The sequence below is a fragment of the Arthrobacter sp. StoSoilA2 genome (assembly GCF_019977195.1).
In the GTDB taxonomy this organism is placed as follows: Bacteria; Actinomycetota; Actinomycetes; order Actinomycetales; family Micrococcaceae; genus Arthrobacter.
The window spans coordinates 1907261-1931814 of record NZ_AP024643.1; the positions used below are offsets into that span (position 1 = coordinate 1907261).

The 24554-nt window shown below is 61.8% G+C and carries 24 protein-coding genes; 15 read left to right on the forward strand and 9 right to left on the reverse strand.

Annotation, left to right across the window (positions count from 1 at the left end; all coding sequences use genetic code 11):
- Positions 1-57 precede the first annotated feature (57 nt).
- The 4 genes from LDN82_RS08750 (at position 58) to dnaE (ending at position 6004) form a co-directional block, all read left to right on the forward strand.
- A complete protein-coding gene (locus tag LDN82_RS08750; RefSeq protein WP_216922981.1) occupies positions 58-753 on the forward strand; it encodes a DivIVA domain-containing protein in 696 nt (231 codons plus the stop codon).
- A gap of 98 nt (positions 754-851) precedes the next feature.
- Positions 852-1457, forward strand: coding sequence for a signal peptidase II (gene lspA, locus LDN82_RS08755; RefSeq protein WP_224167060.1), 606 nt, complete (start codon positions 852-854; stop codon positions 1455-1457).
- Positions 1450-2376 (forward strand): RluA family pseudouridine synthase, encoded by a 927-nt coding sequence (locus tag LDN82_RS08760; protein ID WP_224167061.1) that lies wholly within the window; start codon positions 1450-1452, stop codon positions 2374-2376. Before lspA ends, LDN82_RS08760 begins: the two co-directional genes overlap by 8 nt.
- A gap of 70 nt (positions 2377-2446) precedes the next feature.
- A complete protein-coding gene (gene dnaE, locus LDN82_RS08765; RefSeq protein WP_224167062.1) occupies positions 2447-6004 on the forward strand; it encodes a DNA polymerase III subunit alpha in 3558 nt (1185 codons plus the stop codon).
- 30 nt (positions 6005-6034) lie between these two features.
- On the opposite strand, the gene LDN82_RS08770 is transcribed toward dnaE, so the two are convergent.
- Entirely contained in the window at positions 6035-6535 is a 501-nt protein-coding gene (locus LDN82_RS08770; protein ID WP_309930603.1) for a flavin reductase family protein, read from the reverse strand.
- A gap of 115 nt (positions 6536-6650) precedes the next feature.
- Here LDN82_RS08770 and LDN82_RS08775 point away from each other — a divergent pair, with 115 nt between their 5' ends.
- The 3 genes from LDN82_RS08775 to nrdR all read left to right on the forward strand — a co-directional run bounded on the left by LDN82_RS08775 (position 6651) and on the right by nrdR (position 9258).
- Positions 6651-7181 carry a hypothetical protein gene (locus LDN82_RS08775; protein ID WP_224167063.1) on the forward strand — a complete coding sequence of 177 codons (531 nt, stop codon included), beginning with the start codon at positions 6651-6653 and terminating at the stop codon, positions 7179-7181.
- A gap of 4 nt (positions 7182-7185) precedes the next feature.
- Positions 7186-8559: a histidinol dehydrogenase gene (hisD, locus tag LDN82_RS08780; RefSeq protein WP_224167064.1), complete on the forward strand. Its 1374-nt coding sequence runs from the start codon at positions 7186-7188 to the stop codon at positions 8557-8559.
- 195 nt (positions 8560-8754) lie between these two features.
- Positions 8755-9258, forward strand: a complete 504-nt coding sequence (gene nrdR, locus LDN82_RS08785; protein ID WP_224089570.1) for a transcriptional regulator NrdR — start codon at positions 8755-8757, stop codon at positions 9256-9258.
- On the opposite strand, the gene LDN82_RS08790 is transcribed toward nrdR, so the two are convergent.
- The 3 genes from LDN82_RS08790 to map form a co-directional block, all read right to left on the reverse strand.
- Positions 9255-10019 (reverse strand): SDR family oxidoreductase, encoded by a 765-nt coding sequence (locus tag LDN82_RS08790; RefSeq protein WP_224167065.1) that lies wholly within the window; start codon positions 10017-10019, stop codon positions 9255-9257. The two genes, nrdR and LDN82_RS08790, sit on opposite strands and share 4 nt — an antisense overlap.
- 10 nt (positions 10020-10029) lie before the next feature.
- Positions 10030-10833 carry a polyphosphate--glucose phosphotransferase gene (locus LDN82_RS08795; protein ID WP_275959816.1) on the reverse strand — a complete coding sequence of 268 codons (804 nt, stop codon included), beginning with the start codon at positions 10831-10833 and terminating at the stop codon, positions 10030-10032.
- Between the two features lie 72 nt (positions 10834-10905).
- Positions 10906-11784 (reverse strand): type I methionyl aminopeptidase, encoded by an 879-nt coding sequence (map, locus tag LDN82_RS08800; protein WP_216922995.1) that lies wholly within the window; start codon positions 11782-11784, stop codon positions 10906-10908.
- Between the two features lie 108 nt (positions 11785-11892).
- Between map and LDN82_RS08805 the strand changes: the two genes are divergently transcribed.
- Positions 11893-12057, forward strand: a complete 165-nt coding sequence (locus LDN82_RS08805) for an SPOR domain-containing protein (RefSeq protein ID WP_216922998.1) — start codon at positions 11893-11895, stop codon at positions 12055-12057.
- Between the two features lie 34 nt (positions 12058-12091).
- Here LDN82_RS08805 and panB read toward each other — a convergent pair whose 3' ends face one another.
- Positions 12092-12997, reverse strand: coding sequence for a 3-methyl-2-oxobutanoate hydroxymethyltransferase (gene panB, locus LDN82_RS08810; protein ID WP_224089572.1), 906 nt, complete (start codon positions 12995-12997; stop codon positions 12092-12094).
- A gap of 188 nt (positions 12998-13185) precedes the next feature.
- Between panB and LDN82_RS08815 the strand changes: the two genes are divergently transcribed.
- From LDN82_RS08815 to LDN82_RS08840, 6 genes are all read left to right on the forward strand, one after another.
- On the forward strand, positions 13186-14526 hold the full coding sequence (locus tag LDN82_RS08815; protein WP_224089573.1) for a glutamine synthetase family protein: 1341 nt from the start codon (positions 13186-13188) through the stop codon (positions 14524-14526).
- A gap of 9 nt (positions 14527-14535) precedes the next feature.
- On the forward strand, positions 14536-17547 hold the full coding sequence (locus LDN82_RS08820) for a bifunctional [glutamine synthetase] adenylyltransferase/[glutamine synthetase]-adenylyl-L-tyrosine phosphorylase (RefSeq protein ID WP_224167066.1): 3012 nt from the start codon (positions 14536-14538) through the stop codon (positions 17545-17547).
- Positions 17548-17555: 8 nt separating this feature from the next.
- Entirely contained in the window at positions 17556-18128 is a 573-nt protein-coding gene (locus tag LDN82_RS08825) for a GNAT family N-acetyltransferase (RefSeq protein WP_224167067.1), read from the forward strand.
- Positions 18129-18190: 62 nt separating this feature from the next.
- Complete coding sequence (locus tag LDN82_RS08830; protein WP_224167504.1) at positions 18191-18406, forward strand: AsnC family protein; 216 nt, start codon at positions 18191-18193, stop codon at positions 18404-18406.
- Between the two features lie 79 nt (positions 18407-18485).
- Positions 18486-18758: a hypothetical protein gene (locus LDN82_RS08835; protein WP_224167068.1), complete on the forward strand. Its 273-nt coding sequence runs from the start codon at positions 18486-18488 to the stop codon at positions 18756-18758.
- A 296-nt stretch (positions 18759-19054) separates the two neighbouring features.
- A complete protein-coding gene (locus tag LDN82_RS08840; protein ID WP_224089577.1) occupies positions 19055-19408 on the forward strand; it encodes a hypothetical protein in 354 nt (117 codons plus the stop codon).
- Between the two features lie 156 nt (positions 19409-19564).
- Here the strand turns inward: LDN82_RS08840 and glnA are convergent, their stop codons facing one another.
- Positions 19565-20989 carry a type I glutamate--ammonia ligase gene (gene glnA, locus LDN82_RS08845; protein ID WP_216923010.1) on the reverse strand — a complete coding sequence of 475 codons (1425 nt, stop codon included), beginning with the start codon at positions 20987-20989 and terminating at the stop codon, positions 19565-19567.
- Positions 20990-21314: 325 nt separating this feature from the next.
- Here glnA and LDN82_RS08850 point away from each other — a divergent pair, with 325 nt between their 5' ends.
- The gene (locus LDN82_RS08850) at positions 21315-21752 is read left to right on the forward strand and encodes an RDD family protein (RefSeq protein ID WP_224167069.1); all 438 of its coding nucleotides are present in this window, start codon (positions 21315-21317) and stop codon (positions 21750-21752) included.
- Between the two features lie 120 nt (positions 21753-21872).
- On the opposite strand, the gene LDN82_RS08855 is transcribed toward LDN82_RS08850, so the two are convergent.
- The 3 genes from LDN82_RS08855 to lipB form a co-directional block, all read right to left on the reverse strand.
- On the reverse strand, positions 21873-22634 hold the full coding sequence (locus tag LDN82_RS08855; RefSeq protein ID WP_224089580.1) for a DUF4191 domain-containing protein: 762 nt from the start codon (positions 22632-22634) through the stop codon (positions 21873-21875).
- 113 nt (positions 22635-22747) lie between these two features.
- Entirely contained in the window at positions 22748-23755 is a 1008-nt protein-coding gene (gene lipA / locus LDN82_RS08860; RefSeq protein ID WP_223936751.1) for a lipoyl synthase, read from the reverse strand.
- Positions 23752-24420, reverse strand: a complete 669-nt coding sequence (lipB, locus tag LDN82_RS08865) for a lipoyl(octanoyl) transferase LipB (protein WP_224089582.1) — start codon at positions 24418-24420, stop codon at positions 23752-23754. Before lipB ends, lipA begins: the two co-directional genes overlap by 4 nt.
- Between the last annotated feature and the right edge of the window lie 134 nt (positions 24421-24554).

Consider the following 24554-nt stretch of genomic DNA (forward strand, 5'->3'; position numbering starts at 1 on the left):
CCGTAGTTTTGAACGGCCGGAAGGCCTACTGACTAACTAGACCAACGAGGTGACCAGATGGCTTTGACGCCAGAAGACGTTGTCAACAAGCGCTTTCAGCCGACCAAGTTCCGCGAAGGCTACGACCAGGACGAGGTAGATGACTTCCTCGACGAGATCGTGGTTGAGCTGCGCCGCCTGAACCAGGAGAACGACGAACTTCGCAAGAAGCTCGGCGAAGCTGGCTCGGCTGTGCCCGCGGCAACTGCTGCGGCTCCGGTCGTCGAGAAGGTTCCTGCCCCGGCCAAGGTGGACAAGGAAGCCGAGGCCAAGGCGGAAGCCGAAGCGAAGGCTGCTGAGGCTGCCAAGAAGAAGGAAGCCGAGCAGGCCGCTGCGGCTGCCGCAGCCAAGGCACCGGCTCCCAGCAACGGTGTTACGCCTACCGCTGAGTCCGCTGCAGGCCTGCTGGCCATGGCGCAGCAGATGCACGACAAGCACGTTGCCGACGGTGCGCAGCAGAAGGAAAAGATTATCGCTGAGGCGCAGATCGAGGCTTCCAGCCTGGTCAACGACGCCCAGGAGAAGTCCCGTAAGATCCTTGGTGCCCTTGAGCAACAGCGTTCGGTCCTGGAGCGCAAGGTTGAACAGCTCCGTGGTTTCGAACGTGACTACCGCTCACGCCTGAAGGCATACATCGAGGGCCAGCTGCGCGACCTCGACGCCCGTGGTTCCGTCGCTGCCCCTGAGGTCGGCGAAGCAACCGCTGACGTTTAGCAAGTATTCTGAAAGCCGGTGGCTGGGGTCTCCTCTGCCACCGGCTTTTGCTGTTAACACCCTGACAGCAGCCCCAACGCTCCACGAACGAAAGCACTATGACCGACGACCTCACCGACGACGCATCCCGGCCGGAACTTCCCGTCCGGAAATGGCGTCCTGCAATGCTCTGGCTCTTTGCCGGCTTTGCGGTTTTTGCCTATGTCTTTGACCAGCTCACCAAGCTCTGGGTGACCAGCACCATGACAGAAGGTGAGCGCATTCCAGTGCTGCCACCACTGCTGCACTGGTACTACATCCGGAATTCAGGGGCAGCTTTTTCCATCGGTGAGAACGTCACTTGGATCTTCACGATCGTCATGGCCGGGGTGTCTGTAGCCATCCTTTTGCAGTTGCGACGGCTCGGCTCCGCCTGGTGGGCATTGTCGCTTGGGCTGCTGCTTGGCGGTGCATTGGGAAACCTGACCGACCGCTTGTTCCGTGAACCGTCCTTCGCCATGGGCCATGTAGTGGATTTCATCCAGGTACCAAACTTTGCGATCTTCAACATCGCCGACTCCGCTGTGGTGTCGGGCGTTGTCATCATTTGCCTGCTGACCCTGCGCGGGGTGGGCATGGATGGCACCCGGCAAGTGGCCGCACCGAAGTCAGCGAAGCCAGCCAAGCCGGCTCCGGGCTCCAGCGGGGAGACTGTCGGTGAGTGAATCGGTTGTAGTACCTGAGGACCTTGCAGGAGCGCGGGCTGACGCCGGCCTTGCAAGGTTGCTGGACATTTCGCGTTCTGCTGCGGCGCTGCTTATCGCCGAAGGAAACGTCACCAGCGGCGGTGCGGCTCTCGGCAAGTCAGCAAAGCTCATTGCGGGCGCGGTGCTGGACGTCACGGTTCCCGAGCGGCCGGATCCCTTGGAAGTCGTGGAGGAAGTTGTGGAAGGCCTGAAGATCCTGCTGGATGACGAGGAATTCGTTGTCATCGACAAACCCGTGGGAGTGGCGGCGCATCCATCGCCTGGTTGGGTGGGGCCCACGGTGGTCGGAGGCCTGGCTGGAGCGGGCTACCGGATTTCGACGTCGGGAGCACCCGAGCGTGCGGGCATCGTCCACAGGCTCGACGTCGGCACTTCCGGCGTGATGGTCGTGGCCAAGACCGAGCATGCCTACACGGTCCTCAAGAGGGCTTTCAAGGAACGCACGGTGGACAAGGTCTACCACGCGGTTGTCCAAGGACTTCCGGATCCGCTGGAGGGCACTATTGATGCCCCGATCGGCCGCCACCCCGGCCACGACTGGCGCTTCGCGGTGATCGAAGACGGCCGGCCCTCAGTGACGCACTACGAGGTCCTGGAAGCCTTTGGTAAAGCTACGTTGGTGGAGGTGCACCTGGAAACCGGCCGCACGCACCAGATCAGGGTCCACTTCTCGGCATTGCGGCACCCTTGCGCCGGCGATCTCACCTATGGTGCTGATCCCCGTCTCGCAGCAAACCTGGGACTGACCCGGCAGTGGCTTCATGCCCGGCAACTGGGTTTCACACACCCGCGGACCGGCGAGTGGGTGGAAGTCACCAGCGACTACCCGGCGGACCTTCAGTACGCCTTGGACCTGCTGGCCACGGGCTCAGCCTAGGCATCCGTTCCGGGCCGGCCCGGTCCAAGGGCTCCGCATTTTGTCGGGGGCGGGACGGTAGACTGTCGTGGTGACTTCCAGCAATGATTCGTTCGTCCACCTGCACACCCACACCGAATACTCCATGCTGGATGGAGCGGCCCGACTGGGTGAGCTGTTCGATGAAACCGAACGCCTGGGGATGCCCGCCCTGGCCACCACTGATCACGGCTACCTCTTTGGTGCCTTCGATTTTTGGCGCAAGGCCACCGACAAGGGCATCAAGCCGATCATCGGTGTAGAAGCCTACGTAACCCCTGGTACGGCCCGGGGGGACAAAGAACGTGTCCGGTGGGGGGATGAGAGCCAGCGCAAGGACGACGTCTCCGGTGGTGGTTCCTACACCCACATGACGCTTCTGAGCTACAACAACGTTGGCATGCGGAACCTGTTCCGGGCTTCGTCCATTGCTTCATTGGATTCCGTCTTTGGCAAGTGGCCCCGCCTGGACCGGGAATTGCTCAATACGTACTCCGAGGGGCTTATTGCCACTACCGGATGCCCGTCCGGCGAAGTCCAGACCCGCCTTCGGCTTGGCCAGTACCGCGAGGCGCTGGAGGCCGCGGCAGAGTTCAGGGACATCTTTGGCGCGGAGAACTATTTCTGCGAGCTGATGGACCATGGCCTGGACATTGAACGCCGCGTCACCGGGGACCTCCTGCGCCTGGCCAAGGACCTGAACCTTCCCCTGGTGGCCACGAACGACCTCCACTACACGCACGAGCACGATGCGAAGGCGCACGAGGCACTGCTGGCCATTCAGTCCGGTTCCACGCTTCTTGAGCCCACGTACGACAACGGCGGATCCAGGTTTGCCTTCTCCGGCAGCGGCTACTACCTGAAATCCCCGCAGGAAATGCGTGAGCTTTTCCGTGATCACCCGGATGCCTGCGATAACACGCTGCTCATTGCCGAACGTTGCGAGGTGTCCTTCAACACCGACGCCAACTACATGCCGCGCTTTCCTTGCCCGCCGGGCGAGGACGAAACCTCCTGGCTGGTCAAGGAAGTGGACAAGGGGCTGGCCTACCGCTATCCGCAGGGCGTGCCGGACAAGGTGCGCAAGCAGGCTGACTACGAACTCGGGGTCATCACCTCGATGGGCTTCCCCGGGTACTTCCTCGTGGTGGCCGACTTCATCAACTGGGCCAAGAACAACGGGATCCGCGTTGGTCCGGGGCGTGGTTCCGGTGCAGGCTCCATGGTGGCCTACGCCATGCGTATTACCGACCTTGATCCGCTCCAGCACGGCCTGATCTTCGAGCGCTTCCTCAACCCGGACCGTGTCTCGATGCCTGACTTCGACGTCGACTTCGATGATCGCCGCCGCTCCGAGGTGATCGACTACGTCACGAAGAAGTACGGCGACGAGCGCGTGGCGATGATCGTCACGTATGGAACCATCAAGACCAAGCAGGCGCTCAAGGACTCCTCCCGTGTGCTTGGCTACCCGTTCAGCATGGGCGAGCAGTTGACCAAGGCCCTGCCGCCGGCCGTCATGGCCAAGGACATCCCACTGGCCGACATCCAGAACCCGGAGTCCAAGCGCTACAGCGAAGCAGGAGATTTCCGCCAGCTGATCGCCACGGACCCCGAGGCTGCCAAGGTCTTTGAGACTGCGCTGGGCATTGAGGGCCTGAAACGCCAATGGGGTGTCCATGCCGCCGGAGTCATCATGTCCTCGGACCCCATCATCGATGTCATTCCGATCATGCGCCGTTTCCAGGACGGCCAGGTTATTACCCAGTTCGATTACCCAACGTCCGAGGGCCTCGGCCTGATCAAGATGGACTTCCTGGGCCTCCGGAACCTCACGATCATTTCCGACGCCCTGGAAAACATCAAGATGAACCGCGGTGTCGACCTGGACCTGGAAAACCTCGCACTGGATGACGCCGCCTCCTACGAGCTCCTGGCGCGCGGTGACACCTTGGGCGTGTTCCAGCTCGACGGCGGGCCCATGCGGTCCCTGCTCAAACTCATGAAGCCTGACAACTTCGAAGACATCTCCGCTGTCCTTGCGCTGTACCGGCCTGGACCCATGGGCGCCAACGCCCACACCGACTACGCCCTGCGTAAAAACGGGATCCAGGAAGTAATTCCCATCCACCCGGAGTTGGAAGAACCGCTCAAGGAAATCCTGGGTGGGACATTCGGCCTGATCGTGTACCAGGAACAGGTTATGGCGGTGGCGCAGAAGCTTGCCGGCTACTCGCTGGGCCAAGCCGACATCCTGCGCCGTGCCATGGGCAAGAAGAAGAAGTCGGAGCTGGACAAGCAGTTCGCCGGCTTCTCCCAAGGCATGCAGGACAACGGCTACTCCATGGCCGCCGTCAAGACGCTCTGGGACATTCTGCTTCCGTTCTCCGACTACGCCTTCAATAAAGCGCACTCGGCCGCTTATGGGGTCATTTCTTACTGGACTGCCTACTTGAAGGCACATTATGCGCCCGAGTACATGGCTGCCCTGCTGACGTCCGTCGGTGATGACAAGGACAAGTCTGCGATCTATCTCAACGAGTGCCGCCGGATGGGCATTACCGTTCTTCCGCCGGACGTCAATGAATCCTCGTTGAACTTCACCCCTGTGGGAACGGACATCCGCTTCGGCATGGGGGCCATCCGAAACGTCGGCGTGAACGTGGTGGAAGCCATGGTCTCTGCGCGGGCCACGGAGGGCAGCTACACATCGTTCAAGGACTTCCTGATGAAGGTGCCTGCCGTTGTCTGCAACAAGCGCACGATCGAATCCTTGATCAAGGCCGGTGCCTTCGACTCGCTTGGACACCATCGCCGTGCTTTGGCCATGATCCACGAAGAAGCCATCGACTCCGTCATCACCCTCAAGCGCAATGAGGCAATCGGCCAGTTTGACCTCTTCGCCGGCTTCGAGGACCAGGAACCTGAAGCTTCGCTGACTACGGAAATTCCGGACCTTCCCGAATGGGAGAAGAAGGACAAGCTGTCCTTCGAGCGCGACATGCTCGGTCTCTATGTTTCGGATCACCCCTTGCAGGGCTTGGAAGGCGTCCTCAGCCAGCATGCGGAGCAGTCCATTACCTCTATCATCGCCGAGGACGGACCGCACGACGGCGCGATAGTCACCATCGCGGGCATGATCACCTCGTTGAGCCGCAGGATCGCCAAAGCCAGTGGCAACGCCTACGCCCGTGCCGAGATTGAAGACCTGGGCGGCTCCATGGAGGTCATGTTCTTCGGCCAGGTGTACGGTCCGATCGCCTCCGTCCTGGCTGAAGACCTGATCGTGGTGGTCAAGGGGCGCCTGCAGCGCAGGGACGATGGCGCCGTGACGCTGAACTGCATGGAACTCTCGGTGCCGGACCTCAGTGAGAGCGTGAACGGACCGGTGGTGATCACGATTCCGACGTTCAAGGCCACCGAGGCGGTGGTTACTGACCTTCGGGATGTGCTGCGGACACATCGGGGCAACTCAGAGGTCCGGCTCAAGCTCATGGGGGACACCAAGGTTGAGGTCATGGGGCTTCCCGTGCATATGCGAGTCAACCCCAGCCCATCGCTCTTTGGCGACCTGAAAGTCCTGTTGGGTCCGGCCTGCCTGGATAATTAGCGCACTGGATGGCCGGAATCGTGGAGGAGGCTAGATTTCGTAGTCCAGCGGCCTCGGCTGGCTGTAGCCGCCACCGTGATAGAGCAGGGGAGCGCCGTCGTCGCCCACCTGGCCGTCCACGACCTCCACGACCACAACGGCGTTGTTCTCAAACGACAACCGCATTTGGATCTTTCCCACCAGCCAACCTGCGACGTCCTTGAGAATGGGGACTTCGTACGGACCTGGCTCCCAGTGGTCTCCCTCGAAGCGGTCCCGCGTCTTGGCGAAACGATCTGCCAGCGCCTGGTTCTCCAGTCCGAGCATGTGCACGCCAATGTAGCTGGCATTGGCAATGGCCGGCCAGGAGCTTGAGCTTCGGGCCATGTTGAAGGTGAAACGCGGCGGTTCGGCGGACAGGGACGCAACGGAGGTGGCGGTGAAGCCGAAGGGCTTGCCATTCAGGTTTGCTGTGATGATGGCCACCCCGGCGGCATGGCGGCGAAACATTTCCCTGAACGTCTTTTCGAAGCCGGATAGTTCGCTTGCCACGTTGATGAATCTCCTGGAACTGGGGTTGGGGGCGTCTTTCTCTCAGGGTATTCCTCCCTGTGCCCCACCTCCCCATTTTAATGAGCACACGTGAACCTTTGTTAATGTGAGTTCCATGACTCAGCCCACTGTGCACGTTCCCGCGGAAACCCAACCCGACGCCGCAACTCCCTGGCGTTCGCGGGACGCCCTGTGGCTTGTCCTACCTGCGGCGGCGGGGGTAGCCGTAGGCGTTCTCTGGTGGATCCTGGCGCCGGGCGGGGGAAACCTGGTATCGGGCAACCCCGAACTGGCAAATCCTGCCAGCCCTGATTCGTGGTTGCCGCGCGACCTGGTCCTTGCCGGGCTGATGCTGGTGGCCGGGTGTGTCACGGGCCTCATTCTCGACGGAAAGCTCCAGGGGAGCGGGGCCGGCAGGCGGTTGGCGTTGGCGCTGGCAGGGGGCGCTGCCGGCGCAGCGATTGCCTGGGTGGTTGGCTTGGTTGCGGCGCAGCTATGGGGCCCCGCTCCGGACCCTTCCCTGGGCGCGGACTACGGTTTCACCCTTCGTTCCTACGCCGTCCTCTTCCTGTGGCCCGGTGCTGTCGCCTTCGTGACGTTCGTACTTGCGCTGTTCGGGGTTCTTTCCAGGAAGCCCGTAAAATAGCCGGGTGACCACTTCTTCGGATACTTCCGCCCCTGCCGCTGCCTCCTTGAATTTCCGCAGTATCGATTTCCGCGGCCGCCACCTCTCACTGGCTGAGCTGCGCGCTGCGGTACCCAGGGCGAAGCATCAGACGATGGCGGACGCGGAGCAGAAGGTCCTGGACATCATGGGAGCCGTCCGCAGCCGCGGTTTTGCCGCTCTGGCGGAACTTGCAAGGAATTTCGACGGCGTTGAACAGTCCCACCCGCGTGTACCGGCGGAGGCACTTGCCAAGGCCCTGGCCGACATTGATCCGACTGTCCGCGCCGCGCTGGAAGAGTCGATCAGCCGGGCAAGGCAATTCGCCGACCAGCAGCGTCCAGCCAATGTTGACGTCGCTTTGGCTGATGGCGCGGTTGTCAGCCAGAACTGGATTCCCGTGGGCCGTGTTGGGTTGTATGTCCCCGGTGGTCTGGCGCCCCTGGCATCCTCGGTGATCATGAACGTTGTTCCCGCCGTTGCTGCAGGTGTCGAATCCATCGCCCTGGCGTCGCCGCCCCAAAAGGACTTCGGTGGACTCCCGCACCCCACCATCCTTGCCGCGGCAGCGCTGCTGGGAATCGATGAGGTCTATGCAATTGGCGGTGCCCAGGCAGTCATTTCGTTTGCCTACGGCATCCCCGGTTCGGAGGGCGTACCTCCCATCGAGCCCGTGGATCTCGTCACGGGGCCCGGCAATATCTTCGTCGCCACTGCCAAGAGGCTGGTGAAGGGAGTCGTTGGCATCGACTCCGAGGCAGGAACTACCGAGATCGCTATCCTGGCCGATTCCACTGCCCACCCCGCGCTGGTGGCTGCCGACCTCATCAGCCAGGCCGAGCACGATCCCAAAGCCGCCTCTGTCCTGGTGACGGACTCCGCAGACCTGGCGGACGCCGTCGTGGGTGAATTGGCACGGCAGGCAGCGGCCACGAAGCACAGCGCACGTGTCCTTGAGGCACTTTCCGGTCCACAATCGGGTGTAGTGCTGGTGGATGACCTGGAACAGGGGATTGCGGTGTGCAACGCCTATGCCGCTGAGCACCTTGAAATCATGACGGCGGATGCACCGGCCGTGGCGGCGCGGATCCGCAACGCGGGCGCCATTTTCGTGGGGGACTACAGCCCTGTGAGCCTCGGCGACTATTGTGCCGGGTCCAATCACGTCCTGCCCACGAGCGGTACGGCTGCCTTCTCCTCGGGGCTGAACGTCACCACCTTCCTGCGCGCAGTGCAGGTCATCAACTACAGCCGTGCGGCTCTGGAGCAGGTCAGTGGCCACATCGTGAGTTTGGCCTGCGCGGAGGATCTTCCGGGCCATGGGGATGCGGTCAGGATCCGCTTCAGCGGTCGAAGCTGACGTCGAAGACCGCAGGTGCCCGGGGCGACCTGACCACAACATGTACGGGTCAACACCACTACATGTAGTAATTACAAGCTTGTCATTAGGGTGTCATCGAACGTAAACTGGTGCCGGAAGAGAATCTTCCGGCACCTTTGCGTTTCCGGCACCTGCCGGTCGGACGTGGGCCGGAGCTGATCAGGGAGGCCCAGCGTGTACTGTCCGTTCTGCCGGAATCCTGACTCGCGCGTCGTCGACAGCCGCATGGCTGACGACGGAACTTCCATCCGGCGCCGCCGGCAATGCCCTGAATGCGGGCGACGCTTCACCACGGTGGAAACCACCAGCCTGTCCGTCATCAAGCGTTCAGGAGTCGGGGAGCCGTTCAGCCGCATCAAAGTCATCAGCGGCGTCCGCAAAGCGTGCCAGGGCCGCCCTGTCACCGAAGACGATCTCGCCATGCTGGCGCAGGAAGTCGAGGAGAACATCCGCTCCTCGGGTGCCGCCGAAATCGACGCCCACGAAGTAGGCCTGGCCATTCTCGGTCCACTGCGGAAACTGGATGAGGTGGCGTACCTGCGGTTCGCCAGCGTCTATCAGGCATTCGAGTCGCTCGAAGACTTCGAATCCGCCATATCCTTGCTCCGGCATGAGGCCGAGGCCCACGCGAAAGCCGGCGCCAAGGAAGCCAAAGGCTCCGGGAAAAGCCAGCTCTAGCGGCCGCCGGATACTGGGAGGACTGCCCCAGTAATGTAGCCGGCCTCGCCGGACATTAACCACATCACAGCCGCGGCCACCTCTTCAGGTTCAGCGCCCCGGCCCATGGGAATGGTTGGATTGAGCCTCTCCACGCGGTCGGGCATTCCTGCAGCTGCGTGGAGTCCGGTGTTCGTGCTGCCGGGAGCGACGGCATTGACGCGAATGCCCTGCTTGGCCACTTCCGCTGCCAGGCCAACCGTCAGAACGTCCACGGCACCTTTCGACGCCGCGTAGTGAACCCAGGTGCCGGGGGAACCGGCCTTTGTTGCTGTCGATGAAATGTTGATGACGGAACCACCCGGACCGCCGTGGTCGGTAGAGAGTCTGCGGACAGCTTCCTGGCACATGAAGATCATGCCGGAGACGTTCACGTCCATGACGCGCTGCACTATCGCGGCAGGGACCTCCGCCAGTGTTCCAATCAGGTTGCCCGTGATGGCCGCGTTGTTGATGACCGCTGTTACGGGACCCCATGCGGCGGCCGCGTCGAACAAACGCCCGACGTCGGCGGGCTGGCTGACGTCGGCCTGCACGGCCATCGCCTGACCCCCTTCGGCGAGGATCTTCCCCACAACGTCATCGGCGCCGGGGGCGTCCGAGGAGTAGTTGACGACGACGCCGTACCCTTTCCGGGCGGCAGCAAGCGCTACGGCTGCTCCAATGCCCCGGCTGGCGCCGGTGACGATTGCGGTTTCACGTACGGCGTCGTTGTCGATCACGGGGTACCGGTTACTTTGCCAGCTTGTGGTGCAAGGCGACTTCAAGGGCGGCACCGACAATGCCGGCGTCGTTCTTCAACTTGGCGGTGACAATGTTGGTGCGCAATTGCAGGTGCGGGAAGTATTCATCCGAACGCTTGGAGATGCCGCCACCGATGATGAAAAGTTCGGGGGAGAACAGGAACTCGACGTGCTGCAGGTAGCGGTTAAGCAGGACGCCGTACTCGTCCCAGCTCAAGCCATCGCGTTCGCGCGCCACGGCTGATGCCTTGGTTTCGGCGTCGAATCCGTCCACCTCAAGGTGGCCTAGCTCGGCGTTGGGAACCAATTGACCGTTGAAGATGAAGGCGGAGCCGATTCCGGTTCCGAGCGTGATGACCAGGACGGTGCCGTCCACGCCCTCACCCGCGCCGTAGCGGGCCTCTGCGAGACCGGCGGCGTCGGCATCGTTGATGACTTCGACGGGTCGGCCCAGTCGCTCAGTAAACTTCTTGTCGATGTCGGTGCCCAGCCAGGACTTGTCCACATTTGCGGCAGAGTTGACCACACCGTGCTGGATGATGCCCGGGAAGGTGACACCCACAGGGGAATCCGCCGCAGGAGCGTCAGGGCGGCTGGACAGTTCTTCGACGATTTCTGCCACAACTTCGGCAACTGCTTCGGGGGTGGCTGGCTGCGGCGTGGGAACCCGGAAGCGTTCGCCGATCAGCTTGCCCTTCTTGAGGTCGACGATGCCGCCTTTGATACCCGTGCCGCCGATGTCGATTCCGATCAGCGGAGCGTTCTTGTGGGTCTTCTCATCCTTCTTGGACAATGCAATTCCGATCATGGCAGGAGGGGTGGGCATGGCGCAGCCGCCCGGGGCTGCGATGGACCTTCCGGAAAGCTAGGGAAGGGTCAGGATTTCCGCGCCGGTCTCGGTGACCAGCAGGGTGTGCTCGAATTGGGCCGTGCGCTTGTGGTCCCTGGTAACGACGGTCCAGTCGTCGGACCACATATCCCATTCGATCGTGCCAAGGGTCAGCATGGGTTCGATGGTGAAGACCATGCCTGCCTCGATCACGGTGTTGTACGCCGGGGCTGCGTCGTAATGCGGAATGATGAGGCCCGTGTGGAACGCCTCACCAACACCGTGGCCAGTGAAATCCCGTACCACGCCATAGCCGAAGCGCTTGGCGTAGGACTGGATCGCGCGGCCGATTACGTTGATTTCGCGGCCGGGGGCCACGGCCTTGATGGCGCGGTTGAGCGACTCCTGCGTACGCTCAACCAGCAAACGGGATTCCTCGTCCACGTCGCCAACCAGGAAAGTGTAATTGGTATCTCCATGCACTCCACCGATGAATGCGGTGATGTCAATGTTCAGGATGTCCCCATCCTGAACCACCGTGGAATCGGGGATGCCGTGGCAGATAACTTCATTGAGGGAAGAGCAGAGAGACTTCGGGAAGCCCCGGTAGCCCAGCGTGGACGGGTAGGCATTGTGGTCCACAAGGAACTCGTGCCCAATCTTGTCCAACTGGTCCGTCGTCACGCCGGGCTGGATGTGCTTGCCAACTTCAACGATGGCCTGGGCAGCAATCCTGCTGGCGATACGGATCTTCTCGATGGTCTCCGCAGACTTCACTTCGGAGCCGGTGAACTTGCTGGGTGCCTTCTTGCCGACGTACTCGGGGCGGGGGATCGACGCCGGGACGGGCCGTTCGGGGCTGATGATTCCCGGAGTGAGCGTGCCGATGGGTGCGGTCGAAGCAAGAGAAGGCATAGATTGATCATATAAGGCACACAAGAGACGCAAGTAACAAAGCGCGGCTGGGCCCACGTGACTCCGCCAACGTTACGCGTTTGAGGGCAAACGGGACGAGGAGGAGACGTGACGGAGTACTGGTACAACGTCAAGACGCATGAGATCGAAGAGGACGCCATGTCCGATTGGACACAGCTGATTGGTCCTTACAAGACCAGGGAAGAAGCCGAGCACGCGCTGGAAAAGGTCAAGCAACGCAACGATGCCTGGGACGCCCAGGACGATGACTAGGGCACCCGGGACATCTTAGAAGGCCCGGAACACCTTAGAAGGAATGCTCAGGTCCGGGGAATCCTCCGGACCTGACGTCCTCTCCAAAGGCTGCGGCGGCATCCGTGAGCGTCGTGCGAAGGTCTGCATACTGCTTGACGAACTTCGCCATCTTGCCCCCTCGCAGTCCGGCCATGTCCTGCCAGACCAGCACTTGGCCGGTGGTGCTCTTGCCGGCTCCGATGCCTACCGTCGGTACGCGCAACGCGGCATCGACGGCAGCAGCGGTATCCGCGGGCACCATTTCCATGAGGACGCTGAAGGCGCCTGCGTCCTGCAACGCCACTGCGTCCTCGATCAGCCGTTGGGCGTCATCGCCCCTGCCTTGGACCCGGTAGCCACCCAGGGAGTGTTCACTTTGGGGAGTGAATCCAATGTGGGCCATGACAGGAATGCCTGCCTGGACCATGGCCTTCACAGTCTCCGCGTAGTATGCAGAGCCTTCGATTTTGACCGCGTGGGCCAATCCTTCCTTGAGGAAACGCACGCCGGTGGCGACTGCCTGCTCGGTTGAAACCTCGTAGCTGCCAAACGGCAGGTCAGCCAGGACCAGGGCGCGCTTGGCTGAACGGCTTACTGCCCGGCATAGGGGCAGCAGCTCGTCCACAGTGACGGGAAGGCTGGTCTCGTTGCCGAAGACGTTGTTTGACGCGGAGTCACCCACCAGGAGGACTTCGATCCCTGCTTGGTCGAAGATCTCAGCGGTGTATTGCTCGTAGGCGGTGAGCATAGCGAAGTGTTCGCCGTTGTCCTTGGCCTGCTGAAGGTGATGGATGCGCACCCTGCTGACCTGTTTCTTGGCGCCCGTTGACGGTGCCTGGACTGCAGCCGCCGGACCGTTGCCATAGGGCGCGGGGACTTCGGCGGGCGTGGTGGACTCAGGGAGGTTGCTTGGGGCCATGGATAGAGCCTAAGCCGTGCCGGCGACGCCTGCCAGCAGAGTGTCAAGGGTCACTGTTTGTAAACGCTGTGTTACGCGCAGCTACTGCGGCGGCATTCGCACCGAATGCTTAGTAGAGTGAAGTCTGAGCTGCCGTGGCTTCAATGATGGGAACTGCGGCATGGACACCGAACCGGAAAAGAGGCCCTATGGACCGCCAGCAAGAGTTCGTTCTGCGGACGATCGAAGAGCGTGACGTGCGCTTCGTACGCTTGTGGTTCACCGACGTCGTGGGTTCACTGAAGTCTGTGGCTCTTGCGCCGGCAGAAGTTGAAGGTGCCTTCGAAGAGGGCCTGGGATTCGATGGTTCAGCGATCGAAGGCCTTGCGCGGGTTTTTGAATCCGACATGCTGGCACAGCCTGACCCCTCAACCTTCCAGATCCTGCCTTGGCGCGGTGAGACCGAACAAACGTCCAGGATGTTCTGCGACGTCCTGACGCCGGACGGGGAACCCTCGGCAGCAGACCCCCGGAACGTCCTCAAGCGGACCCTTGCCAAGGCCGCGGACATGGGTTTCACCTGCTACACGCACCCTGAAATCGAGTTCTACCTGCTCAAGTCAAAGGAGCTTGGCCCCAACGGTGCGCCGGTCCCTGTTGACGAAGGCGGCTACTTCGACCACGTCCCGGGTGGTGTTGCGCAGGACTTCCGGCGTACCGCCGTGACCATGCTGGAATCCGTAGGTATCTCGGTGGAGTTCAGCCACCACGAGGGCGGTCCAGGCCAGAACGAAATTGACCTGCGCTACGCGGATGCCCTGCAGACTGCGGACAACATCATGACCTTCCGCACTGTCATCAAGGAAGTGGCCCTGCAGCAGGGCACATATGCCACGTTCATGCCCAAGCCGTTCACGGACCACCCCGGTTCTGGAATGCACACACACTTCTCGCTCTTCGAGGGGGACACCAACGCATTCTTTGAAGCCGGTGCGGAGTTCCAGCTGTCCAAGACTGCCCGACAGTTCATTGCCGGTATCCTCAAGCACGCACCGGAATTCACCGCGGTTACGAATCAGTTCGTGAACTCCTATAAGCGGCTCTGGGGCGGCGGTGAGGCACCGAGCTATCTGAGCTGGGGCCACAACAACCGCTCCGCGTTGGTGCGTGTGCCGTTGTACAAGCCCGGCAAGGGCCAGTCGGCGCGCATCGAGTACCGCGGCATCGACTCCGCAACCAACCCGTACCTGGCCTACGCCGTCCTTCTGGGAGCCGGTTTGAAGGGTATCGAGGAAGGCTACGAACTTCCGGCAGCTGCCGAAGATGACGTTTGGTCGCTGACCACCGCGGAGCGCAAAGCCATGGGCCACGCTCCGCTGCCGGCCAGCCTCCACGATGCCATCCGTGCCATGGAGGAATCGGAGCTGGTGGCCCAGATCCTGGGTGAGCAGGTCTTCGAACACTTCCTGCGCAACAAGCGCGCGGAATGGCAGGACTACCGTCTCCAGGTCACGCCGTACGAGCTGCAGCGCAACCTCGGCATTCTGTAGGCAGGGCCAATGAGCCTTGCACGTCGGCTCATCTCAGCCGGATTCAGCGACCTGGAAAAGGGCGAGCGCTTTCTTGCTGCCCCCGAACTGGAAGGCATCGAACAGGATGCCCTGTTCGCCGGGCTCTCCTTGGCGGCGAGCCCGGATACAGCGTTGCAGTCACTCGTCCGGCTGATTGAGAAGAACCCCGGCCTCAAGAAGTTGGCGGGCGCTGACCCGGACACGAGCGAATCCCTGTACCGGCTGTTGGGGGCATCGGAGGCGCTGGGTGAGTTCCTCATGCGCAGGCCGGAGCACCTGGACGTTTTCGACGCCCGGGTAAGCCCGGAGCCACTCCCGGCATCAAGCGAAGAACTCAGGTCCCTGCTGCTTCGTTCGGTCAAGGCCGAGCCAGGTGCGCAGCGCCCGGTGGCCGGGTTGACGGGGCTTCCGGCGTACGCGGCCTTGCGGACGGCGTACCGCCGCGGCCTGACGGAGCTTGCCATCAAGGACCTCTGCGCTGCGTCGCCGCAAGACTTCATGCCCGCCGTGGGTGCAGAGCTTGCAGACCTCGCTGGTGCGGCCATTGAAGCCGCCCTTGCCGTTTCCCGGGCCGAGGCGGCGGCCCAGTTCGATGCCTCGGAGGTCGCCGACGTCGGACTCGCTGTCATTGGCATGGGCAAATGTGGCGCCCGCGAGCTGAACTACATTTCCGACGTCGATGTTATTTACGTCATCGAGGCAGAGGAGCTTGACGACGCCCGCGCAGCGACTATCGGGACCGCCCTGGCATCGGGCATCTCGCGGGCGATTTCCTCCTCCGCACCCGAGCCGGGTTTGTGGGAAGTGGACCCGAACCTCCGCCCTGAAGGAAAATCCGGGCCGTTGGTGCGGACCCTCCCTTCGCATCTGAGCTACTACGCCCGATGGGCTGAGAGCTGGGAATTCCAGGCGTTGCTGAAGGCCCGCACGATTGCCGGCGACAGGGAACTGGGCCAGCGCTATGAAAAGGCCGTTGAGCCGCTCGTGTGGGCTTCCGCCGGCCGTGATGGCTTCGTCGAGTCCGTCCAGGCCATGAGGCGCCGGGTCACGGACTACATTCCGGCCGCCGAGGAACAGCGGCAGATCAAACTTGGCCGCGGCGGGCTTCGCGACGTCGAATTCACCGTGCAGTTGTTGCAGCTGGTTCACGGCAAGTCGGACGAGTCTCTTCGCTGCCGCGACACCACTTCGGCCATCGAGGCATTGTCCGCCGGCGGCTACATCGGACGTGCCGACGCCGCCGGTTTCGATAACGCGTACCGCTATCTCCGGCTTCTGGAGCACCGAATTCAATTGTTCCAGTTGCGCCGGACGCACCTCATGCCAACCGCGGAAGATGCCCAACGGGTGTTGGCAAAGGCTGTCCTGGGGCCCTTCTCGCTCGAACGCCCCCATCCTGACCAGCTGATGGCGACCTGGCAGAAGACCAAGCGGTCTGTTCGGGAACTGCACGAGCGTATTTTCTACCGGCCGCTCCTCAATACCGCCGCCAAACTCAGCAGCGAAGACGCCAAACTGAGCCCGGAAGCAGCCCAGGGCCGTCTTGCCGCCCTCGGCTACCTCGATCCCAAGGGCGCACTGCGTCACATTGAGGCGCTGACTGCCGGTGTCAGCCGACGTGCGGCGCTGCAGCGGCAACTGTTGCCCATTCTTCTTGGCTGGCTTGCCGAAGGCGTGGACCCCGATGCCGGGCTCCTTGCATTCCGAAGAGTCAGCGAAGCGTTGGGCACCACACACTGGTATCTGGGGATGCTTCGTGATTCCCAGGCGGCAGCCGAACGCCTCTGCCAGGTACTTGCCAATTCCAGGCTCATTTCGGACCTCCTGGAAGTTTCACCGGAGTCCGTGGCGTGGCTTGGCAGCGACAAGGACCTGGCTCCCATCTCCTTTGAGGCGCAATGGCAGGAAATACGGTCCAAATTGTCCCGGCATCCGGATCCGGAGAGTGCCATGCGCCTGATCCGGTTGATCCGTCGGCGGGAGATTCTGCGGATCGCGATTGCCGATAGTGCGGGTTTGCTTGACCAGGACGCAGTGGGACTGGCGTTGGCCGAAACAGACCGGGCGGCCGTGCTCGGAGCCCTGCATGTGGCAGAAGCCATAGCTACCCAGTCCGAGCCTCTGAAAACCGAGGTTCTGGTGGTAGCGATGGGCCGGCAGGGTGGCCGCGAAATCGGCTACGGCTCTGACGCTGACGTCATGTACGTTCACCGCGCCCGGCCTGGATTCAGTGATGAGGAAGCGCAGGAGCAGGCGACGGCGATCGTCGCCAAAGTCTCCAGTCTTCTTACCCAGCCGCTCAAGCCCGCAATCATGGCCGAGCGGGTGTTGATGGTGGATGCGGACCTGCGGCCCGAAGGCAAGAACGGCGCCATGGTCCGGTCCTTGGAGTCCTATGCCGAGTACTACCGCCGGTGGTCATTGATATGGGAAGCTCAGGCGCTGCTGCGGGCGCGTCCCATGGCCGGTTCAGACGATTTGGCAGTGGACTTCCTTCGGCTTATTGATCCCATCCGCTACCCGGCTGAGCTCTCCGAACAGGATGTCAGGGAAATCCGGCGCATCAAGGCCCGCGTGGAATCGGAGCGGCTGCCTCGTGGGGCTGATCCGGCCCGCCACGTGAAGCTTGGCCGCGGTGGATTGAGCGATGTCGAATGGCTTGTCCAGCTCATCCAGTTGCAGCATGCGGGCAAGCAGCCTGCGTTGCGCACTACGTCTACCTTGGAGGCACTTGCCGCGGCCGAGAACCTTGGCCTTCTTGGCAAGGACGACGCCGGACTCTTACGGGAGGCGTGGAAGCTCGCCAGTCGCATCCGCTCGGCAAACGTCATCGTGACAGGCCGGGCCTCGGATGTACTTCCATCGTCGCGGAGGGACCTTGAAGCTGTGGCACGCTGGTGTGGCTATGCGCCGGGAGCCGCAGGTCAGTTCGAGGAGGACTATTTGCGCCTGAGCCGCCGCGCCCGGGCTGTCTTCGAAAAAGAGTTCTACGGCAACTGAGGACTGGAATGCCCGATGATGACCTGGAGCTGAATCTCGTCCCTCGTGATGGTCGCGCGTTGGCGGGCGTTTGGCTTATACCGCTCAAGATGCTGGACGATGACGCGCGCGCCATCCACTTGGGGGCGGTGGCCGAAATGGCCGTGGCGGCGAATCAAACGGACTTCGTCGGCGACCCGCTTCGCATGATGCTGATCAGTCTTGAAGAGGAATCCCGCTCTCCCTATGTGATCGAGGCCAACGGGGTGGGTGTGGGAGTCCTGACCCTGCAAAGTGGAGCTGCGCGCCTGGCTGGATGGCAGGACGACGATTCCGCGTGGCTTCTCAGGGGTTTCCTCATCGACTCGAAATCCCAAGGCCAGGGCCTCGGGGCTCTGGCGGCAAGGGCTGCAGTGGGGGAAGCCCGCAAACTGACGGCCAGGCAGGGCGGCGGCCAGGCCGGCGTCGTGCTTTCCGTCAACGAGCGTAACCCCGCTGCCATTGCGGCTTATGCAAAGGCTGGTTTTGTGGACACTGGGCGCTACCTGGGCGGGAACTCCGGCCCGCAGCGCATTATGTACAGGGCCTTCGAGGGCACTTAGGTCTCTTGGGTTGCCGTCAATGTAGGTTGACGATGACCATGACGTCAACTATGGTTGACGCCATGGAGGTGGACAGAATGAAAACACTTGTTGGATCAATGGACGGCATGGGGCCCGCGGAGGCGCTATACGCCGTCGCTGAACTTCACAAGGAAGTTGGCAGGGCCGAGGCTTCCCTTGTACGTGCAGCCAGACAGGCTGGTTTGTCGTGGGAGGCGATCGCACTTTGCCTCGGAGTCAGCAAGCAGGCGGTACATAAGAAGTACGGGAAGCAGTAGGACCAGTTCCGACGACCAGCGTTGGGGAGCATCCCTTGGGGTCTGTTCGTTCGGGCACGATGTCCCTTAGGATTCTCGCGTGACAGTCAAGCGGGATTCGGAGGGCGCGACCTTCTCAGATGCGACGTGCTTCCGGTGTGAACAGGCGGGGCCGCACTGGGCTTCCCGGCACGGCAGTGGCGACGTCTATGCGTGCCGGCGCTGTTTCGCCACTTTTGCTGACGCCGAATGGCGGCAGGATGACGGGGGAGCGCAGGGCCTTTCACTCATGTCTGCTGGCGCCCCTGCTTCTGGCTCTGCCGCCGGGGAGGTCGCTGCCCCGGAGGTGCTGGGCGTTTTCGAAACCAAGTAGTTTGCTGTGCCGGAAGGGTAAAAAACGAGTACACACTACTCGTGCGCTGACTTGCGGCCGGTAGGCACCATATCTGCTATGACAACCTATGTGATTGAACAAGCGGCATTGATTCACCGCTGTCAGTGCTGCGGTGAGGAAACTGATCGGGTGTTTTGTGCGCACTGCGCAGCCCCGCAGCAACCTGGGGAAGTCCCGAAAACCAGGCACTAGACCAAAGGCGAGATGCTGGTTCATCCGTTGAAGAGCCTTATAGACTCGGTTCCGTAACTACTCTCGATGCTTAGGAGAAGTACATGGAATACAACGGAAGTTCGTTTGAGAAGGCTATTCCCGCCGGAGAGTTGGATCGCCGCCACGTGGGTCAATCCATTAGCTTTCAGCCCAATGATTTCACGGTTGTCTTCGGGACGATCGCTGGCATCGCAAGAACTGAGGCGCTCGTATATTTGTCACTCGATGGCGTTTCCGGCGGCACGCATCTGAAGGACGAGTACGACCTCCCGATCGATCAGCACGTCTACCTTCAACTCGATCCCCTGAGCACTGCGGAAAAGGGTCTTGCGGATGCCGCGAAGGCTGTCAGGGAGAAGCTGGACGAGTTCGGGAAAAACATCCGGGACCGTGATCAGGGCAAGGAATCCGAATAGGGCCCAGTTGGCCAGAGCCTGGGGATCTTGCCGACCCGGGCGGCAGCGGGAGCAAAAAGAAGGCCGGCAACAGGTACAAACCTGTTGCCGGCCTTTCTTAACCGGGAACCTCGATGGGTTCCGTGCGGACTAAACGTGGTTTAGCCGCCGGTGTTGCTAGACGCCGTAGTAGAGCTCGAACTCGTACGGGTTCGGGCGCAGCGACAGCGGGCGAATCTCATTCTCGTACTTGTATTCGATCCAAGTATCGATCAGGTCCTGGGTGAAGACACCGCCGGCCTGCAGGAACTCGTTGTCCTCGCGCAGGGCCTCGAGGGCTTCTTCCAGGGAACCCGGAGCCTTGGGGATGTCCTTGGCTTCCTCGGCCGGGAGCTCGTAGAGGTCCTTGTCGATGGGAGCCGGGGGCTCGATGCGGTTGCGGATGCCGTCAATGCCGGCCATCAGCTGGGCAGCAAAGGCCAGGTACGGGTTGGACGAAGGGTCCGGAGCGCGGAATTCGATGCGCTTGGCCTTCGGGTTGGAGCCAGTGATGGGGATGCGGATACCAGCAGAGCGGTTGCCCTGCGAGTAGACCATGTTGACCGGAGCTTCGAAGCCCTTGACCAGACGGCGGTACGAGTTGACCGTCGGGTTGGTGAATGCGAGCACTGCCGAGGAGTGCTTCAGCAGGCCGCCGATGTACCAGCGGGCGGTGTCGGAGAGGCCAGCGTAGCCCTTTTCGTCGTAGAACAGCGGGTCGCCGTTGCTCCACAGCGACTGGTGGCAGTGCATGCCCGAGCCGTTGTCACCGAAGACGGGCTTCGGCATGAAGGTTACGGACTTGCCCCAAGCGTCTGCAGTGTTCTTGATGACGTACTTGAACTTCTGGAGGTCGTCAGCAGCTGCAGTCAGCGTGGTGAACTTGTAGTTGATCTCTGCCTGGCCGGCGGAGCCAACTTCGTGGTGGGAGCGCTCGACCTCGAGGCCGGCCTTGTCCAGTTCAACGCACATGGCGTCGCGGAGGTCAGCCTGCTTGTCGGTGGGGGAAACCGGGAAGTAACCGCCCTTGACGGGGGTCTTGTAGCCGAGGTTTCCGCCTTCTTCCTTGCGGCCGGTGTTCCAGTGGGCTTCTTCGGAGTCGATCTTGTAGAAGCTGCCCTGCGGGGAGGACTGGTACTGGATGTTGTCGAAGACGAAGAACTCGGCCTCGGGAGCAAAGAATGCCGTGTCTGCGATACCGGTGGAGGCCAGGTACGCTTCAGCCTTCTCCGCTACGCCACGGGGGTCGCGGTGGTAGGGGTCGCCAGTGCGGGGGTTCACGATGGAGAAGTTCAGCGCAAGCGTCTTCTCAATGCGGAATGTGTCGATGAAAGCCGAGGTCACATCCGGGATGAGCTGCATGTCGGACTCAGCGATGCCCTGGAAGCCGCGGATGGAAGATCCGTCGAAGAGCTGACCGTTCACGAAGAAGTCGAGGTCTACGCTCTTCGCCGGCACGTTGAAGTGCTGCTGGACGCCCGGAAGGTCGGTGAAGCGGATATCGACGAATTTGACGTCTTCGTCTTTGATGAACTTGAGGACTTCGTCCGCAGTCTTGAACATCTATGCTCCTTATGCATATCAAGTAACAGGCCCGGAAGGCCGCGTGAGCCAGCCCATGCCGGAGGCCCGGAGACACAAAAAATTCCCCTTGCCGCGGTGGCTGGCAACTCATACCACCATAGGGAGATGGGATTTCCCGGGAGTGTCAGTATTGTTTCGGGCAGGTTACAGAATGATCTGTTGTGTAAACGGTAGTCGGCTTTCCGGTGTCAGGTCCATGCGGGTCCAGTGGGCGAACACTTTGGCGCCATACAGGCGCACAGGCGGGCACGAAAGGCGGCCATCGTCGTCGGACTGTCGGTCCGCCAGCCGTTAGGCTTGGAGAGTGGTTGATCGAAAAGACATAGGCTCCTGGTTGAGCGGGCCGGACACGTCCGGCATCTCCAAATATCCGGGCGAGAGACTCGGACTTCCTGAATCCGGACCAGGCTCCATGGCACGGGCCGGGCGACGAATTCTGGGCATCGTGATCGACTGGACGATTTCTCTCGTCATTAGCAACTTCGCATTTGGGGGCAACCAGTGGGCAACGCTCGCAGTTTTTGCGGCTGAGCAGATTCTCCTGATCGGCACCCTCGGCTACAGCATCGGCCACAGGATAGCGGGCATTCATGTGGTCCGCTTAGGGGGAGGTCCCGCAGGCCCCCTGGCCGCTGTTGTGCGCACCTTGCTCCTATGCCTGGTTATCCCGGCAGTCATCTTTGATCCGGACCAGCGTGGACTTCACGATAAAGCCATGAACACCATCCTCATTCGGATGTAGGATCTTCAGTCCTCACCGGTTGGAACCAACTCCAGAGCAAGCAAGCACCAATAAAAACCGCCCCAGTCTCCTTTGAGACAGGGGCGGTTTTCGTAGGGGCAAACAAGCACCTACGGACAATCAGCGTCCGCGTGCAGCCTTGCGGTCCGGGCGGGCCTTGTAGGGATCGATGCCCTTGGGGATCGGCAGGCGGGTACCAAGGGAGTTGATGCGCTTGGACACAGCGTTGACCTCAACCTTGGTGAGTTCGTTCTTCATCTTGCCCATGGTCTTGGCGAGTTTGTTCAGAGGCACCTGGCCCTCGCCGCGACCGGATTCCAGCACGTGGATGGTGACGTTGGGCAGGATGCGCGTGAGGCGCTTGCGCTCCGCTTCCACCAACGGTTTGACGCGATGCGTGGGTCCTTCGGTAACCAAAACGACGCCGGGACGACCAATTGCCATGAACACGGCGTCCTGAGTGCGGGGGTTAACCGCGACAGGCTGGTCCTGGGTGACCCAGCCGCGACGTAGAGTACCCAAGGCCGCTCCGGACGCACCGGGCTGGTTCTCGATCTGCGCGAAGGCAGCCTTCTCTGCGCGACGGGAGAGGATGAAAACGGCGGCGAGGAGACCCAACGGAATACCGATGATGAGACCGGTAACCCAGTTTTCCAGGAGGTAGCCGATGAGGAAGGCCACGGCAACTACCGCCAGGAATGCCAGCAGCATGATCCACACGACCTGGGGATCATTGCGCCGCGTCATCTTGAAGACTTCAGCGATCTGCTTCAGCTGGCTCGGCTTCTTGGCCTTGGCTTCCTTGGGCTTGCGCTGGAACAGCCCACGCTTGGGGGCGTCGGCCGAGGGGGTCGATTTGCTGGAATCAGAGGAATTCGCCATAGTGCCTTAATTCTACGTGATGGACGTCGAAGGACCGGACGCCATTACGCTTGGCATCCGGCCCTTCGATACTGCTTCATGGTGTTGCTGGTGAAGTGTTTGCCGACCCGGGCTTAGGCGTGGGCGGCGAGGATGGTGGAGGCTTCCTGGCGGGTGGTGCCGGAGGACTCGATGTGGGCCAGGGCGGCGGGGATTTCCCAGCCCTTCTTGCGCATCGCGGTGGCCCACAAACGCCCGGCCCGGTAGGAGGAGCGGACCAGGGGCCCGGACATGACACCGAGGAAGCCGATTTCCTCGGCCTCGTGCTGGAGGTCCACGAACTCCTGCGGTTTGACCCAGCGGTCCACGGGCAGGTGACGTTCGGACGGGCGCAGGTACTGGGTGATCGTGATCAGGTCACACCCGGCGGCGTGCAGGTCCCGGAGCGCTTCGGAGATTTCCTCGCGGGTTTCGCCCATGCCCAGGATCAGGTTGGACTTGGTCACCATGCCAAGGTCCCGGCCCTGGGTGATGACATCCAGGGAGCGTTCGTATCGGAACGCCGGGCGGATCCGCTTGAAGATCCTGGGCACGGTTTCGACGTTGTGCGCGAACACCTCGGGCTTGGAATCGCAGATCGCCTTGATGTGTTCGGGTTTGCCGGAGAAGTCCGGGATGAGCAGCTCCACCCCGGTGCCGGGGTTCAGTTCGTGGATCTTGCGGACCGTTTCGGCGTACAGCCAGACGCCTTCGTCGGCGAGGTCGTCACGGGCCACCCCGGTGACGGTGGCGTAGCGCAGCTGCATGGCCTGCACGGACCGGGCCACCTTGGTGGGTTCGAACATGTCCACCGGGGAGGGTTTGCCGGTGTCGATCTGGCAGAAATCACAGCGGCGGGTGCATTCGGACCCGCCGATCAGGAACGTCGCTTCCTTGTCTTCCCAGCACTCGAAAATGTTCGGGCAGCCGGCCTCCTCGCACACGGTGTGCAGGCCTTCCTTCTTCACCAGGTTCTTCAGACCGACGAACTCGGGCCCCATCTGGACCTTGGCCTTGATCCACTCGGGCTTGCGTTCAACCGGGACAGCCGAGTTGCGCTGCTCAACGCGCAGCAACTTACGGCCTTCAGGTGCCAGGGTCACTGGAGTGCTCCTTCTGGGGTGGAAACGAGTGCTTCTTCATGCTTGCGGAACTCTTCCACGAAGCGGTCAACGATGTCTGCCGGGTTGATGGTCCGGCCAGTCTCCAGCGACATGGTGGTGACGCTGGCGTCGGTGATTCCGCACGCGATAATCTGCGCATACGGCGCGAGGTCGTTGCTGCAGTTGATGGCGACACCATGCATGGTGACGCCGTCAAGGACGCGGATGCCGATCGCGGCAATCTTGCGGTCCGGGCCCTTGTCATCGGCGAGGATCCATACGCCCGCCCGGCCCTTCACGGTGACTGCCGGGATGCCGTAGTCCGTCATGACGGCGATCATGGTGGCTTCGAGCCGCTCGACATAGTCCCGGATTCCCGCTCGGTTCTTGAGTTTGAGGATCGGATAGGCGATAAGTTGGCCCGGCCCGTGCCACGTTAACTTGCCACCACGATCCACGGGGACCACGGGGGTGCCGTCAAAGGGGCGTTCATGGTCTTCAGTGAGCTTGCCCGCCGTGTAGACGGCGGAGTGCTCAAGGAGCAGGACGGTGCTGTTTTTCTCGCCGGCAACAACTTTGTTGTGGATCTCGCGCTGTAGGTCCCAGCCCTGCACGTAATCAACGAAATCCGGGGCAAGACCCAGTTGTGAAAACTCAAGAGTCATGGGTTCAAGCTTAGACCCAGCAAGTCACTCACCATGATTTTGTGGTGAACCTCTCAGTCGCATCCGTCGGCGTAGCCCTTGCCCCGCAACCTGGACCTGCCTGTGGATAACTTCTGCGGGAAATCGGATCATCC